The 14,046-nt window shown below is 64.6% G+C and carries 14 protein-coding genes; 10 read left to right on the forward strand and 4 right to left on the reverse strand.

Annotated features, from left to right (window positions below):
• Positions 1-60 precede the first annotated feature (60 nt).
• Positions 61-939 (reverse strand): zinc metalloprotease HtpX, encoded by an 879-nt coding sequence (gene htpX, locus C437_RS08180; RefSeq protein WP_004516464.1) that lies wholly within the window; start codon positions 937-939, stop codon positions 61-63.
• Positions 940-1,065: 126 nt separating this feature from the next.
• On the opposite strand from htpX, the gene C437_RS08185 reads away from it, so the two are divergent.
• The 3 genes from C437_RS08185 (at position 1,066) to C437_RS08195 (ending at position 4,269) form a co-directional block, all read left to right on the forward strand.
• The gene (locus C437_RS08185; RefSeq protein ID WP_004516465.1) at positions 1,066-1,959 is read left to right on the forward strand and encodes an NAD-dependent epimerase/dehydratase family protein; all 894 of its coding nucleotides are present in this window, start codon (positions 1,066-1,068) and stop codon (positions 1,957-1,959) included.
• Positions 1,960-2,048: 89 nt separating this feature from the next.
• Positions 2,049-3,185 carry a 60S ribosomal export protein NMD3 gene (locus tag C437_RS08190; RefSeq protein WP_004516466.1) on the forward strand — a complete coding sequence of 379 codons (1,137 nt, stop codon included), beginning with the start codon at positions 2,049-2,051 and terminating at the stop codon, positions 3,183-3,185.
• Positions 3,178-4,269: a class I SAM-dependent methyltransferase gene (locus C437_RS08195; RefSeq protein ID WP_004516467.1), complete on the forward strand. Its 1,092-nt coding sequence runs from the start codon at positions 3,178-3,180 to the stop codon at positions 4,267-4,269. The genes C437_RS08190 and C437_RS08195 overlap by 8 nt, the downstream gene beginning before the upstream one ends.
• Before the next feature lie 181 nt (positions 4,270-4,450).
• Here the strand turns inward: C437_RS08195 and C437_RS08200 are convergent, their stop codons facing one another.
• The gene (locus tag C437_RS08200; protein WP_004516468.1) at positions 4,451-6,178 is read right to left on the reverse strand and encodes an ATP-dependent DNA helicase; all 1,728 of its coding nucleotides are present in this window, start codon (positions 6,176-6,178) and stop codon (positions 4,451-4,453) included.
• 162 nt (positions 6,179-6,340) lie between these two features.
• On the opposite strand from C437_RS08200, the gene C437_RS08205 reads away from it, so the two are divergent.
• The gene (locus C437_RS08205; protein ID WP_004516469.1) at positions 6,341-6,535 is read left to right on the forward strand and encodes a cold-shock protein; all 195 of its coding nucleotides are present in this window, start codon (positions 6,341-6,343) and stop codon (positions 6,533-6,535) included.
• A 110-nt stretch (positions 6,536-6,645) separates the two neighbouring features.
• Here the strand turns inward: C437_RS08205 and C437_RS08210 are convergent, their stop codons facing one another.
• A complete protein-coding gene (locus C437_RS08210) occupies positions 6,646-6,867 on the reverse strand; it encodes a DUF7561 family protein (protein ID WP_004516470.1) in 222 nt (73 codons plus the stop codon).
• 110 nt (positions 6,868-6,977) lie between these two features.
• Between C437_RS08210 and C437_RS08215 the strand changes: the two genes are divergently transcribed.
• The 3 genes from C437_RS08215 to C437_RS08225 all read left to right on the forward strand — a co-directional run bounded on the left by C437_RS08215 (position 6,978) and on the right by C437_RS08225 (position 9,707).
• Positions 6,978-7,964: an NAD-dependent epimerase/dehydratase family protein gene (locus C437_RS08215; RefSeq protein WP_004516471.1), complete on the forward strand. Its 987-nt coding sequence runs from the start codon at positions 6,978-6,980 to the stop codon at positions 7,962-7,964.
• Between the two features lie 73 nt (positions 7,965-8,037).
• A complete protein-coding gene (locus C437_RS08220) occupies positions 8,038-8,976 on the forward strand; it encodes an NAD(P)H-binding protein (protein ID WP_004516472.1) in 939 nt (312 codons plus the stop codon).
• On the forward strand, positions 8,973-9,707 hold the full coding sequence (locus tag C437_RS08225; RefSeq protein ID WP_004516473.1) for a DUF7530 family protein: 735 nt from the start codon (positions 8,973-8,975) through the stop codon (positions 9,705-9,707). The genes C437_RS08220 and C437_RS08225 overlap by 4 nt, the downstream gene beginning before the upstream one ends.
• On the opposite strand, the gene C437_RS20585 is transcribed toward C437_RS08225, so the two are convergent.
• Complete coding sequence (locus tag C437_RS20585; RefSeq protein WP_004516474.1) at positions 9,694-9,867, reverse strand: DUF5786 family protein; 174 nt, start codon at positions 9,865-9,867, stop codon at positions 9,694-9,696. The genes C437_RS08225 and C437_RS20585 overlap by 14 nt on opposite strands.
• A 154-nt stretch (positions 9,868-10,021) precedes the next feature.
• Between C437_RS20585 and C437_RS08230 the strand changes: the two genes are divergently transcribed.
• From C437_RS08230 to thsA, 3 genes are all read left to right on the forward strand, one after another.
• Positions 10,022-10,996 (forward strand): DUF5784 family protein, encoded by a 975-nt coding sequence (locus C437_RS08230; protein ID WP_004516475.1) that lies wholly within the window; start codon positions 10,022-10,024, stop codon positions 10,994-10,996.
• Positions 10,997-11,128: 132 nt separating this feature from the next.
• The gene (locus C437_RS08235) at positions 11,129-12,124 is read left to right on the forward strand and encodes an AAA family ATPase (RefSeq protein ID WP_004516476.1); all 996 of its coding nucleotides are present in this window, start codon (positions 11,129-11,131) and stop codon (positions 12,122-12,124) included.
• A 146-nt stretch (positions 12,125-12,270) separates the two neighbouring features.
• On the forward strand, positions 12,271-13,953 hold the full coding sequence (thsA, locus tag C437_RS08240) for a thermosome subunit alpha (RefSeq protein ID WP_004516477.1): 1,683 nt from the start codon (positions 12,271-12,273) through the stop codon (positions 13,951-13,953).
• The last annotated feature ends 93 nt before the right edge of the window (positions 13,954-14,046 follow it).

Consider the following 14,046-nt stretch of genomic DNA (forward strand, 5'->3'; position numbering starts at 1 on the left):
AGCCAGAAAGCCCCGAGACGACACACTCCTTCAGACGCGACAGTCAGAAAGCCGACCGAACTAGCGACCTTCGAGTTCGCGTTCGAGGTCCTGCAGGCGGTCGATACGCTTCTCGGTCGAGGGGTGGGTGCTGGCCAGCCGGCCGATCCACCCGACGCTGATTGGAATGATGAAGAAGGCGTTCATCTCCGCCTGATCACGCATATCATCTTTCGGCACCTTGTCCATCCGACCGTCGATTTTCATCAGCGCGTTCGCGAGGGCGGCGGGCTTGCCGGTAATCATCGCCCCGCCGCGGTCAGCGGCGTACTCGCGGTAGCGGCTGAGCGTCCGGATCAGGAGGAACGAAACGACCCAGACGACCAGCGAGATGAGGATGGCGACGATGACCGGGACCTGCTGGCCGCCGCGTTCGCGGCCGCCGCTGAACAGCCAGCCCCACCGGACGATGAGGAAGGCAATTGTCGAGAGGAACGACGCGATGGTCATCACCATCACGTCGCGGTTCTTGATGTGGGCCAGTTCGTGGGCGATGACGCCCTCCAGTTCGTCCTGGTCCAGTGTGTCCATGATGCCCGTCGTCACGCAGACGGCCGAGCTACTCTTCGACCGACCGGTGGCGAAGGCGTTGGGCACCCGAGAATCGGCGACGGCGACCTTCGGCTTCGGGAGGTCAGCCTGCTGGGCCAGGCGGTCGACGGTCCGGTGGAGTTCGGGGTACTCCTCCGGTTCGACCGTTCGAGCCCCCATCGAGTACAGAGCGAGTTTGTCGCTGAAGAAGAACTGCGCGCCGAGGAACAGTCCCATGACGACGACGATAAGCGCGAGATTGCTGAAATACAGCGTGAGCGCTCCGAGAAAGACGATGTACAGCGCGAACAGCAGGAACATCGTCAGGGCCATGCGGCCGCGAAGCCCCCAGTCTGTTTGCCATTCCATACCTGTCGATAGACGGTCGACACTCTAAAACCTCGCTATCGTGGGAAAGCGCCACACGGCAGAGCTAAGTGGACCGTCAGCAGGACCTGTCCACACGCATTTACTCTCCGGGCAACAATCGAACCCATGACCGACACAGTCGTCGTTACTGGTGGGCGCGGGCGTTCCGGGCGCTGGATCTGTGACCACCTCGCCGGCGAGTACCACGTCGTCTGCGTGGACCTGGACCACCCGGGCTGGGAGGTGCCGCTCCGCGACCACATCGATTTCAGAGCCGTCGACGTGACCAACGGAGCCGAGGTCCGGGACCTGTTCAGCGAGGTCGACCCGGACGCAGTCGTCCACTGGGCCGCGCTGCCGGCTCCGGAGCAACACGCGGGCACGCGGGTGTTCGATACCAACGTTTCGGCGACGTACAACGTCATCGACGCCGCAGGTCGCGCTGGCGCAGATGTCGTCTGGGCGTCCTCCGAGAGCGCCTACGGGCTGGCCTTCGCCGAGGAAACGCCGCTGCCGGCGTATCTCCCGATAGACGAGGCCCATCCGACCGCGCCGGAGGACCCGTACGGCACGTCGAAGGTGGCCGGCGAGGAAGTGGCGAAGATGGTGGTCCGGCGCGACGGCGTCGACGTGGCCTCGATACGGCCGTCGTGGATTCAGTATCCCAGCGAGTACAACTGCCGGGACGTGGCCACTGGCGACCTCGCCGGCGGCACCGGCAACTGCTGGTCCTACGTCGACGTGCGCGACGTGGCGACGGCAGTCGAGGCCGCGCTGGACGCCGACCTCGGCGGGCACGAGGCGTTCAACGTCGCCGCCGCCGAGAACTACGTTGGCCAGCCGACGGCTGCCCTCGTCGAAGAGCAGTGGGGCGAACTGCCAGCCGAGTGCGAACTGGACGGCGACCAGTCGGCGCTCTCGACGGCGAAAGCACAGGGGCTGTTGGACTGGGAGCCCGGACACAGGTGGCGTGACGCCGCCGAGGCCGACGTCGACACGCCGACGCTCACGGATGAGTGAGTGCGTGGGAACAGGGCCGGGCCTACCGGCAGGCCCGGCGGCGGTGGTGGAACACACGGTTTAAACGGTTCAGTACAGTAGGACCGGTAATGAGCCGGTCGGGAGAGTTCTGTCCACGCTGCGGTGACGAGATACCGGAGGGCACTGACGAGCGCCCGGAGCTTGCGGGGGCCGGCGGTCAACGCAACTCCGAGCACGTCCTCTGTGACGCCTGCTACTTCGAAGAGTTCGACCTGGTGGACGCCCCCGACACCATCCAGGTCCGGGTCTGTTCGCGGTGTGGTGCGGTCCACAAGGGGAACCGCTGGGTCGACATCGGCGCGGAGGACTACACCGATATCGCCGTCGAGCAGGTCAGCGAGGCGCTCGGTATCCACGTCGACGCCCAGTCGGTCGCCTGGCAGGTCGCCCCCGAACAGCTCGACAAGAACAACATCCGGATGCACGCGGAGTTCTCCGGCGTCATCCGCGGGACGCCGGTCACGGAGGAGGTCACCGTCCCCGTCCGCATCTCCCGGCAGACGTGCAAGCGCTGCGGGAAGATCGCCGGGGGCTCTTTCGCCAGCATCGTTCAGGTGCGGGCCGACGGCCGCGACCCGACCGACGAGGAGCGCGAGCGCGCCGAGGAAATCGCAAAAGAGTACATCGCCGCCCGCGAGGAGACCGGCGACCGCAACGCCTTCATCACCGAGACCAAGACCGTCGACGACGGGCTGGACATGAAGATCTCGACGAACCAGATGGGGCTGGGTATCGCCAAGCGCATCACCGCCCAGCTCGGCGGCTCCTACTCCGACTCGCGGCGGCTTATCTCCGAGGACGAGGACGGCCAGGAGCTGTACCGGATGACCTACGCCGTCCGACTGCCCCGCTATCGACAGGGTGAGGTCATCGACCCGGAGGACGGCGACGGGCCGGTGCTGGTCCGCTCGGTCCAGGGGAACCTCAAAGGGGTTCGCCTGGCGACCGGCGAGGACTACGAGGCCAGCTTCGAGGAGGGCGAGACGCCCGATGCTCATCGGCTGGGGTTCCGCGAGGACAGCCAGCAGACCACGCTCGTCGCCGTCGAGGACGAGAGGGCCGTACAGGTCCTCGACCCCGAAACCTTCGAGAGCAAGACCGTTCCGCGGCCGGACTACCTCGACACCGATGCCGACGAAGTGCCGGTGTTGAAGAGCCACGCCGGGTTGCACGTCCTCCCGGCCGAAACAGACGCCGATGAGTGACGACACGGGAGCGGACGGCCAGCGCCTCGCCGCCGTCGTCGCCAAACCGCGCTCACAGGTTGCTATCGAATCCCTGCGGGCCGAGGGTGTCTACGACGATACCAGAAGCGTCACCGAGTGGACCGCAGACAGCGTCGCCGTCCCGGTGACTGCCCCGCCACAGGAGACACAGTGCCGGGAGGTCGTCCGGCAGGTCGGCGAACGCCGCCTCCGAACGCTCGATGACCACCTCCGGGAACGGGGCTGGAGCGACGAGGAAATCGCCGCCGCACCCAGCTCGTGGGCCGTGCTCGGCTCCGTCGTGCTGGTCGACATCGGCGACAGCCCCCGGCCAGCGGAAGTCGGCGAGGCGCTGCTGGCGCTTCACGGCGAAGCCGAGACGGTGCTGGCTCGCCACGGCATCTCCGGCGAGCACCGCGAACCCAGTGTCGAAGTGATTGCTGGCGATGGCGACACCGAGACAATCCACACCGAACACGGAACCCGGTACGCGATGGACCTCGCGGAAGTCATGTTCTCGCCCGGGAACAAGGCCGAGCGGGCACGGATGGGGGATATCGTCAGCGAGGGGCGGGGGACCCGGCCCTCGGGACGGGCGAGCGGTGAAGCCGCGAGCGAGGACGGCGAGCGTGTGCTGGATATGTTCGCCGGCATCGGCTACTTCACACTCCCGATGGCCCGCGCCGGTGCACACGTCACTGCCGTCGAGCGCAACCCAACCGCGTTCCGCTTTCTCGTCGAGAACGTCGTGCTGAACGACGTAGACGAGCGGGTCCACCCCTACCGGGCCGACTGTCGTGATGTCGTCCCGGGCTTTGCCGAGGAGGGGCGGGCCGACCGAGTGGTAATGGGCTACTACGAAGCGCATGAGTATCTCGACAGCGCGCTCGATGCGCTCGCACCCGGCGGCGTCCTGCACATGCACGAGGCGACGCCGGACGCACTCGTCTTCGACCGGCCCATCGAGCGGCTGGAGGCGGCCGCTTCCGAGGCCGACCGAGCGGTCGAGGTGCTGGACACCCGTCGGGTCAAGGAGTACAGCGAGGGCGTCGCACACGTTGTCGTCGACGCACGAGTACGGTAGGGCGTTTTTACTGGAATAGCCGTGGCTTGAGAGTTGTCAGACCACACCCGAAAGGCGGTCGTAACGCCTAATTGGGCGAGTAATCAAGAGTTTGCATGGATACACAGCAGATTATCGCCATCATCATGGTCGTCCTGATGGTCGGGTCGTCAGTGGTCTATGGATTAGCCTTCGCCTTCTTCTAATCCCAGACGTCCGAAAGCGGATGGTTGTCGTCACCGGAGCGCGAGCGCGAACGGTTGTGCCGGCGTTTCGTGCCCGAACTGACCGCTGACAGCGCCTGATCCGGTGCGAACCGCGGCAGGTCGGGCGCTGAGAGGCGGTCGACCTGTGCGCGGAACCAGTCGGGCATATCGTGGTCAGCGCGGTCAAAGAGGTCGAGTAGCGACGAGTCAGCGAGGTACGTCGCGCCGTAGTCGTCTGGCGCGCGGACGACGCGGCCACAGGCCTGTATGACCGTCCGCAGCGCCGTCCGGTAGTACCAGCCCCACTGGTCGTCTTCGAGTCGGCAGGCGACGCGTGAGTCTCTAGTGTTGGGGTAGGGAGCCTTGCACAGCACCTGCCAGCGACAGAGGTCACCCTCCAGGTCGAGGGCTTCCTCCATCTTCACCGAGAGAAAGACGTCGGGGTTGTCGCTGCGCTTCCAGGCGGACAGCGCGCCGTCTCGGCCCTCCTTGTCGTGGGTGCGGACGCGAGCGCCGACGCCAAAGTCGTCGAGCAACTCCTTCAGTTGCTCCTGAATGGCGTATGAGTGGCAGTGGATTAGTCCCTTCTCGTCGGGATGGTGAGCCATGATACGCACGATGGTTCGGGCGATGGCCGGTAGCGTGTCGTCGCGGTGCTCGTATGTCATCTTCCCCTGGGCCACGTCGTACAGCGGCCGGTTCTCGACGGGGAAGGTGTGGCCGACCTCGACGAGCGCGACGTTGCTGGGGTCGAGGCCAACGTTGGCACAGAATGCCTCCTTGTTGAGGATGGTCGCCGACAGCAGGGCGAAGCGGTTACCCCGGTCCCAGACGGTGTGTTTGAGGTAGCGCTCGGGGTTCATCGGCTTGATCGTCACCGGCGCGTGGTCGCCGTCAGCCTGGTCGACGACCCAGGTCGTCGCGCTCTCGGTGTCGGTGTAGTCCTCGCGGAACCACCCGAGGTCCTGTCGGAGCGTGTTCAGCGAGTCCCGTTCTGCCACCTCCTCACCGGTCAACTCCGCCTTCTGTCGCAGTTCCTTCACGCGGCGCTCAGCGAGGTGTTCGACGCGCTCAGTGAAGGCGACGGCCTCGTCTAGCCCGTCGATGTCGGGGACGTCGATGTCGTGCCACATCGGAATCGTCCCCGGCGAGAGGTCGATGGTGGCGTACATCTCTGCCCACTCGCCCAGACCGTGGGCCTCGTCGATGACAACCACGTCGCGTTTCCCGAACACGTCGCTGCCGGCAGTCTGCATGAAGTAGGCCAGCGTCATCGCGGCGATGCGGCGGTTCGAGGCGATGGCGCGGTCCGAGAAGTACGGGCAGCGGTGCTTGACCTGACAGTCAAACTTCCGTTCGCGCACGCACGGGGCCTGATTCACCGGCGTGTCCGTCTCGCCGGGGAGGATGCAGTCGTAATTGTTCTTCCCGCGGATGACACACAGATCCTCCAGCAGGGCGTCCTCGGCCACGTCGTCTAACTGAGAGACCTGCGGCGTGGTGTAGTAGGCATCGATGACCTGCTCGGCGGCGGCCTCGCCAGCGGTTCGAGCACACCCGGCGATAGCTCGGGCGAGCAGCGATTTGCCGCTCCCGGTCGGCGCACGAACGAGGACCACGTCCTTGCCACGCTCAAAGGCCGCGCGGATGTCAGCAAGGGCCTGCTTCTGGTTGCCCCGGTACGATGGGGCCGGGAACTCGTCGGTAATCCGCGCGGGGTACACGCCAGAACGCAACGGACGAGGCGGCCTAAACCTTTCCTGTCGTCGGATGGGCGTCGGCAACTGGCCGAGATGGCGAGGAGTGGGTCATGTTCACATCCGCACGGTCATGGTACTGATACTCTCGGAACCCTTATACATATACCCCCTGTACGTATATTTGCAATGGCAAACGGTAAGGTTGATTTCTTCAACGACACAGGCGGTTACGGTTTCATCTCGACTGAGGACGCGGACGATGACGTTTTCTTCCACATGGAAGACGTTGGCGGCCCTGACCTCGAAGAAGGCGAGGAGATCGAATTCGACATCGAACAGGCCGACAAAGGCCCCCGCGCGACGAACGTCGTCCGCAACTAAGGCAGATTTCCGGTCGCCTTCGGGCGACCACATCTGACACTTTGTTTTATCAGACACTACCCGAAAAGCGATAGCGACCGGGTCGCAGTGTCCCAGACAAGAAACGACGGTTAGTCGTCAGTCTGTGCGGACAGCGCGGCCACGTCCGCCGCAGTCACGTCCCGGTCGTCGGGCAACTGGTCAATGCAGTCATAACAGAGGAAATGCTCCGTGTCGTCGCCGAGTTCGAGAACGATGCCCTCGGTCGGTCTGGACTCCTGCGACCAGATGTTGGCGATGCCGCCAGCTATCGAAACGTTCGTATCGCACCCGTCGCAGGCTCTGGAGGCCATTGTCCGAGTATTATACGCTGTATACACTTCAAGGTAGCTGGCCCCTTCGGACGGTCCGGCGTGGTTAACTCTCGACATACTTTTGTCAGCCGATGGGCACCAATCAAATAATGCAAATTCTGGTCACAGGGGGCGCCGGGTTCATCGGCGGTCACTTGGCACAGCGGTTCGCCGCCGACAGCCACGACGTGGTTGTATTGGATAACCGCGACCCGTTCTACGATCTGGATATCAAGCAACACAACATCGATGCCGGACGGGAAGCCGCCCGGAACAGCGGCGGGAGCTACGAGTTCATCGAGGGCGACGTGCGCGACGCGGAGCTGGTCACTGAACTCGTCGCCGACGCCGACTACGTCTATCATCAGGCCGCTCAGGCCGGCGTCCGTCCGAGCGTCCAGAACCCCCGCAAGTACGACGAGGTCAACGTCGACGGCACACTGAATCTGCTGGATGCCTGTCGCGACGAGGGTATCGAGCGGTTCGTGATGGCCTCCTCCTCCTCTGTCTACGGCGTGCCGCAGTATCTCCCCTACGACGAGCAACACCCGACAACGCCCGTCTCGCCCTACGGCGCGTCGAAGCTCGCCGCCGAGCGCTACGCCTGTGCCTACAGCGAGGTGTACGACCTCCCCGCCGTGGCGCTGCGCTATTTCACCGTCTACGGCCCGCGGATGCGCCCGAACATGGCCATCTCGAATTTCGTCTCGCGGTGTCACAACGGCGAGCCGCCGGTCATCTACGGCGACGGCACGCAGACGCGGGATTTCACCTACATCGAGGACGTCATCGACGCGAACATGACGCTGCTACACGAGGACGCCGCCGACGGCATGGCAGTCAACATCGGTTCGACAGACAACATCGAGATCAAGACGCTCGCGACGGAGATCCGCGACCAGATCGACCCGGACCTCGATCTGGTCTACGAGGAGCGCCACGACGCCGACGCCGAACACACCCACGCCGCGACCGAGCGTGCCGAGGAACTGCTGGGCTACGACCCCGACCACACCATCCGGGAGGGCGTCTCGAAGTTCATCGACTGGTACCGCGACAACCGCGACTGGTACGAGCCACTCGTTCGACAGTCCTGACCCACAGGCAGCCTGACACGACGACGACCGAACAGGCCACGGTTTTAACCTCGTCCCGCCCTCGAAGAAGGGTATGCATGTGCTCGTGACCGGTGCGACGGGGTTTGTCGGGAGCCATCTCGTCCCGGCGCTCCTCGCGGCCGGTCACAGCGTCCGCGCGCTCGTTCGTGACCCGAGCGAGTACGCTCCACCAGACGGCGTCGACGTGGCGACAGGTGACCTACTCGACGCAGGCAGTTTCGATGCCGGCCTCGACGGCGTCGATGTCGCGTACTATCTGGTCCATTCGATGCGTGCCGGGAGCGACTACGCCGAGCGGGACCGGCGGGCGGCGCGGAACTTCCGTCGAGCGGCCGACGAAGCCGGCGTCGACCGGGTCGTCTACCTCGGTGGTCTCGGCGAGGACGACGAGACGCTGTCGAAACACCTCCGGTCGCGTCGGGAGGTCGAGTTCATTCTCCGGGACGGCGAGTACGACCTGACGACGTTCCGGGCGGCCATCATCATCGGCGCGGGCTCAGCGAGCTTTCGGATGATTCGCGAGCTAACGACGCGACTGCCCGTGATGCTGACGCCGCGCTGGGTACGGACGGACTGCCACCCCATCGCTATCGACGACGTTGTCTCGTACCTGGTCGGCGTTCTCGACGCGCCGGAGACAGCCGACGAAACCTACGAGATCGGCGGACCGGAAGTGCTGACGTACGCTGAGATCCTGAAACAGACCGGCCGACTCATCGGGACCGGTGAGCCGACAATCGTGCCGATACCGGTGTTGACGCCGAAGCTATCGGCGTACTGGGTCGCGCTCATGACGGACGTGCCATCGAGCGTCGCCCGCCCACTCATCCACGGGCTGAAGACGCCAGTGGTCGCAGACACCGAGGCGGCGCAGGCACAGTTCGCTGTTGCCCCGACATCGTTCGCAGATGCGGTCAGGCTGGCCCTCAGCGAGCCCCGGAGTCGAGATGCGGCACGGGCGGCCGCGGCCACGGGTGGTGCGAGCAGATGAGCGGCGACAGCGCCCGACCCGAGTACGGCGAAACGTGGGTGTACGAGAGCATCATCGGCGCGCTGCCGGGGATTCGGCTGCCGACGTGGGCAGCGATGGCGATTCAGCTTCTCGTCTTCGAGGTTGCTATCATCGCCCTGTCGTGGTACTACGAGGTCTGGAGCGCCGCAATCGCTGGAACAGTCGTCGTGTTCGTCGCCACCATCGGAAGTGCGGAGATGCTCCGTATCAGCACGCTCATCCGTCGTATCGACGTGCCACCGACATACCGTGCGCTGCTGTTCGCCTCGAACGTCGAAGTCGTGTTGTCCGTCCTCGCGTACATCGCCTTGCTCACCCATCTGTTCGTCTTCGACCCGCAGGTCAGCTCGATGCCGCTTCTGGGCCGGTTGTTCGGGTCGGAACCGCCAGTACTGGTCGTGTACCTGACGCTGCTCATCCTCTGGGACGTGAGCTACCGCATCGGGACCGGATGGTGGGCCAGCGTTACGGGCCTCTGGCGGTCGGTTCGCTACCGGTTCGACCCAGAGACGGCGCGGGTGTTCATGCGGGCCGACTTAGAGATCTGGGGCTTTGGCGTTCTCCAGCTCGTGCTCGTTCCGTTCGTGCTTGACCAGCCGGTACTGCTCGCGGCGCTAGTCGGCCATGTACTAGCCGTCACAGCCGTGACGGCCGTCTCTGTCGGACTATTGCGCTACCGGTCGAGAACGGCCGCAGTCAGTCAGAGTTGATCTGCTTGAACTGGTCGAGCAACTCTTCTGTCGACTCGTCACCGTCGTAATCGACGCTCCCGTGGTACGTGCTCCGGTCGTCGTCTTCCGACAGGTCGACCTCACTGTTCTTGCGTTCACGGCGTTCGTGTTCGTCGTCGTCGTACGCTCCCATCGACATAGGTTACCACAGTGAAACTTGGCTGGTAGTGACTATCAATGTAACGGTGGTCACAGAAATCGTATCACACGGGCGGTAGAGCCATGAGACAGTCCAAACAGCGGCGTTTCGGCAGGGCGGAACGCCCAAGACCACTGACCGTCTACACGACCCTGTGGCTGGTCCCTTACGTCTGCGACAGTCGAACGAACGATGGAGCGAAGATCGTGTCCGGAACGACCTGCTGAAACCGCTGCAGAACACCTTCGGTGCGACGATGAGCGGTCCGTGGTTCGCCCCGCCGGAGGGGTGGGCTGCGCGCCGACTGGAGATGGACAACGGCGATCTGGCGCTGTTCTGCTGGAACGGTCAACGCGCCTACTGGGTCGGAAACACGGAGACACCGGAGACGCTGTGGCGGACAGAGAAGTACACGTTCGACGAGGTCCCCGACGCCATCAGCGAGTGGGTCCAGCGCGAACTGTTCGCACAGTTAGAGGTGGAAGACCCATGGCTCACCGAGTACGAGACGCTGGCGCGCTTTTTCCTACCAGTGTTCCTCTCGAAGGACGGCCGCGAGTCGACACGGACGTTCTTCCGGGACCACGCCGGCGGCTTCCCGGACGCCGACCGGGCGGACGGGCTGGCATTCTACGATGACTTCCTCGCGACCAGCGAACTCGACGACTACCGCTACACGATGGCGAGCAAACTCGGGACCAGCAAGGGGTTTGACCTCTCGCGGATGCGGGCGACGATGGGCGAGTTCAACGTCGCCAAACTGCTCGTCGATGCGGGCAACGACATCACCCCCGAGGTCGAACTTGACTCGGGACACTCCGTCGACTTCCGGGTCGAAGACACGCTCGTCGAGGTCACCCGCCCACGACCGCCGTCCCGACGGCAGGTCGACACCGCCGTCGCTGCGGTCAAGGCCTCCGGCGATGCCAAGACGCGCGACCAACTGGCGGCCCACCCCGGTGCCGTCCTCGTCGTCGACTGCAGTTCCTTCCCGGACGACGACTGGAAACGGGTGTACGGCGAACAGCCTGACGTGGGGTACTCGCCGACTATCGTCTTCCGCGCTCGACCGGACGGCAGCATGGAAGGGTACGCCTACGGCTCGGTTCCGTTCCCGCTGCCGTTCTGACGGCGTTATCTTCCCCGAAATTCGGGGCGTAACATATAACGCGCCGGACCGGCAAGGCTGAGAGAGATAGCCGTGGTGGACGACACAGAGCAATCAGGTGCCAGCGGCGCGGGGCAGTCGGTCTCGGAGGTAATGGACCGGCTCGAATCGCTCCGGTCTGAGGAAGAGGAGCGCGCCGAAAGCGCTACCGCCGGCGTCCTGCTGGACCAGTTGCAAGAGGTCGAACAGCGGCTGCTGGCCTTCGGCGAAGCGCTGGGCGGCACCGCCGACACCGTGACAGACCTTCCGTTTACCGAGGAAGCCGGGTTGGACCACATGCCCGAGCCGCTGTACGTCCGTCACGACACCGAGATGCTGAACCAGGTCACGTCGTGGCTCCTCCAAGATCAGCATATCGGGTTAGTAAGCCCCTACGGCACCGGAAAGACGGCCTTCCGTGAAATCGTACTACGTGATCTCTCGAAACACGAAGGATTCGTCATCACGCATCTGGACAATCCGCGGGAGACCACTCCGCGAAAACTGTACCAGACAGTGCTGACCGCCGCCTACGCAGCTGGGTACTCCATCGACCAGCGCAACTACTCGCAGGTCCGTGACGGCATTCCGTGGGCGACCGCAGAGGCGAAAGACGCCGTCCACGAAATCGTCCGTCGGGTGCGCGGTGACGGGAAAACGCTCCTGTTGGTCGTCGACGAAATCGAGGTGCTGGAGGCGGACCTGCTGTCGCCATTGCAGGTGGCCGGGGATGCCGGTGTTCGGCTGTTCCTCACCGGGACGCCGGAAGGGAAGCGACGAGTGGCAGAGATTCGCGGGACGCTTGATTCTCGGTTGCGGTACTACGAGGGCATCGACCCGTTCTCGCCGGACGACGTGGCCGAGTACGCCGCCCGCTCGCTGGCCTACTTCCGGGACGAACCGTACGAGGGGCAAGCTCCGGACCTATTCACCCGGGCGGCAATCGAAGACATCCACGAGCGGACAGAGGGGAACCCCCGCGAGGTTCGCATCGAGTGCCGCGAACTGTTCACCAGAGCGGCGTTCGTCTGGTACCGGACCGGGCAAGACATCTCCCGCATCCAGATCACGCCGGAACTGCGCCACCGGCGGTTCGGAATGGGCCGCTGAGCGGCCCTGAGAGGGTATATAAACCACCCACGTTAGGTAGTATCACACTGTCGAGTGTGGCATGCAGTGGGGCGATATACCGGCCGTGACCACAGCTTTTATATAGAATCACATTCAATCATCGTTTGACTATGGCTCAACAGCAGATGGGCAACCAGCCCATGATTGTACTTTCCGAGGAGTCCCAGCGGACATCCGGAAAGGACGCGCAGTCGATGAACATCACGGCCGGGACGGCCGTCGCCGAGGCCGTTCGGACGACACTGGGTCCGAAGGGCATGGACAAGATGCTCGTCGACAACTCGGGCTCGGTCGTCGTCACGAACGACGGCGTCACCATCCTCGACGAGATGGACATCGAGCACCCCGCCGCCAACATGATCGTCGAGGTCGCCCAGACCCAGGAAGACGAAGTGGGCGACGGCACGACCACGGCGGTCGTCATGGCCGGCGAACTCCTCTCGAAGGCCGAGGAACTCCTCGACCAGGACATCCACGCCAGCATCCTGGCGCAGGGGTACCGCCAGGCCGCCGAGAAGGCAAAGGAGATTCTCGAAGACAACGCCATCGACGTCGACGCCGACGACACGGAGACCCTCGAAAAGGTCGCCGCGACCGCGATGACCGGCAAGGGCGCGGAGTCCTCCAAGGACGTCCTCGCCGAGCTCGTCGTCCGCGCCGCACAGTCCGTCGTCGACGACGACGGTAGCGTTGACACCGACAACATCCAGATCGAGACCGTCGTCGGCGGCGCAACCGACGAGTCCGAACTCGTCGAAGGCGTCATCGTCGACAAGGAACGCGTCCACGACAACATGCCGTTCGCCGTCGAGGACGCCGACGTTGCCCTGCTGGACACGGCCATCGAGGTTCCGGAAACGGAGCTCGACACCGAAGTCAACGTCACCGACCCCGACCAGCTCCAGCAGTTCCTCGACCAGGAAGAGGAACAGCTCAAGGAGATGGTCGACAAACTCGCCGAAGCCGGTGCTGACGTCGTCTTCTGCCAGAAGGGCATCGACGACATGGCCCAGCACTACCTCGCTCAGGAGGGCATTCTGGCCGTCCGCCGCGCCAAGAAGTCCGACATCGAGGCCCTTTCACGCTCGACCGGCGCGCGCATCATCTCCAACATCGACGACATCGAGGCCGACGACCTCGGCTTCGCCGGCTCCGTCGCCCAGAAGGACATCGCTGGCGACGAGCGTATATTCGTCGAGGACGTCGAGGACGCCCGCGCAGTCACGATGATTCTCCGCGGCGGCACCGAACACGTCGTCGACGAAGTCGAGCGCGCCATCGAGGACTCGCTCGGCGTCGTCGCCGCCACGCTGGAGGACGGCAAGGTCCTGCCCGGCGGCGGTGCCCCCGAGACGCAGCTCGCACTCGGCCTGCGCGACTACGCCGACTCTGTCGGTGGGCGCGAACAGCTCGCCGTCGAAGCGTTCGCGGACGCCATCGACGTCATCCCGCGCACCCTCGCGGAGAACGCCGGTCTCGACCCGATCGACTCGCTGGTCGACCTCCGCAGCAAGCACGATGGTGGCGCAGTCACTTCCGGGCTTGACGCCTACACCGGTGAGGTCGTCGACATGGAAGAGGACGGCGTCGTCGAGCCGCTCCGTGTCAAGACCCAGGCAGTCGAAAGCGCAACCGAAGCAGCCGTCATGATCCTCCGCATCGACGATGTCATCGCTGCTGGCGACCTGAAGGGTGGCCAGGGCGACGACGACGAGGACGAAGGCGGACCTGGCGGCCCAGGCGGCGCGCCCGGCGGAATGGGCGGCGGCATGGGCGGCATGGGCGGCGGTATGGGCGGCATGATGTAAGCGAGGTTTCGAAGAAACCTCGGTTCGCCGAGCGGGGAACGAAGTGACCCGCGAGGCAAACCATATGGGCGAAAAAGGCGGAATCGCCGCGAT

Origin of the sequence: Haloarcula vallismortis ATCC 29715 (genome assembly GCF_000337775.1) — an archaeon.
Classification (GTDB): Archaea; Halobacteriota; Halobacteria; order Halobacteriales; family Haloarculaceae; genus Haloarcula; species Haloarcula vallismortis.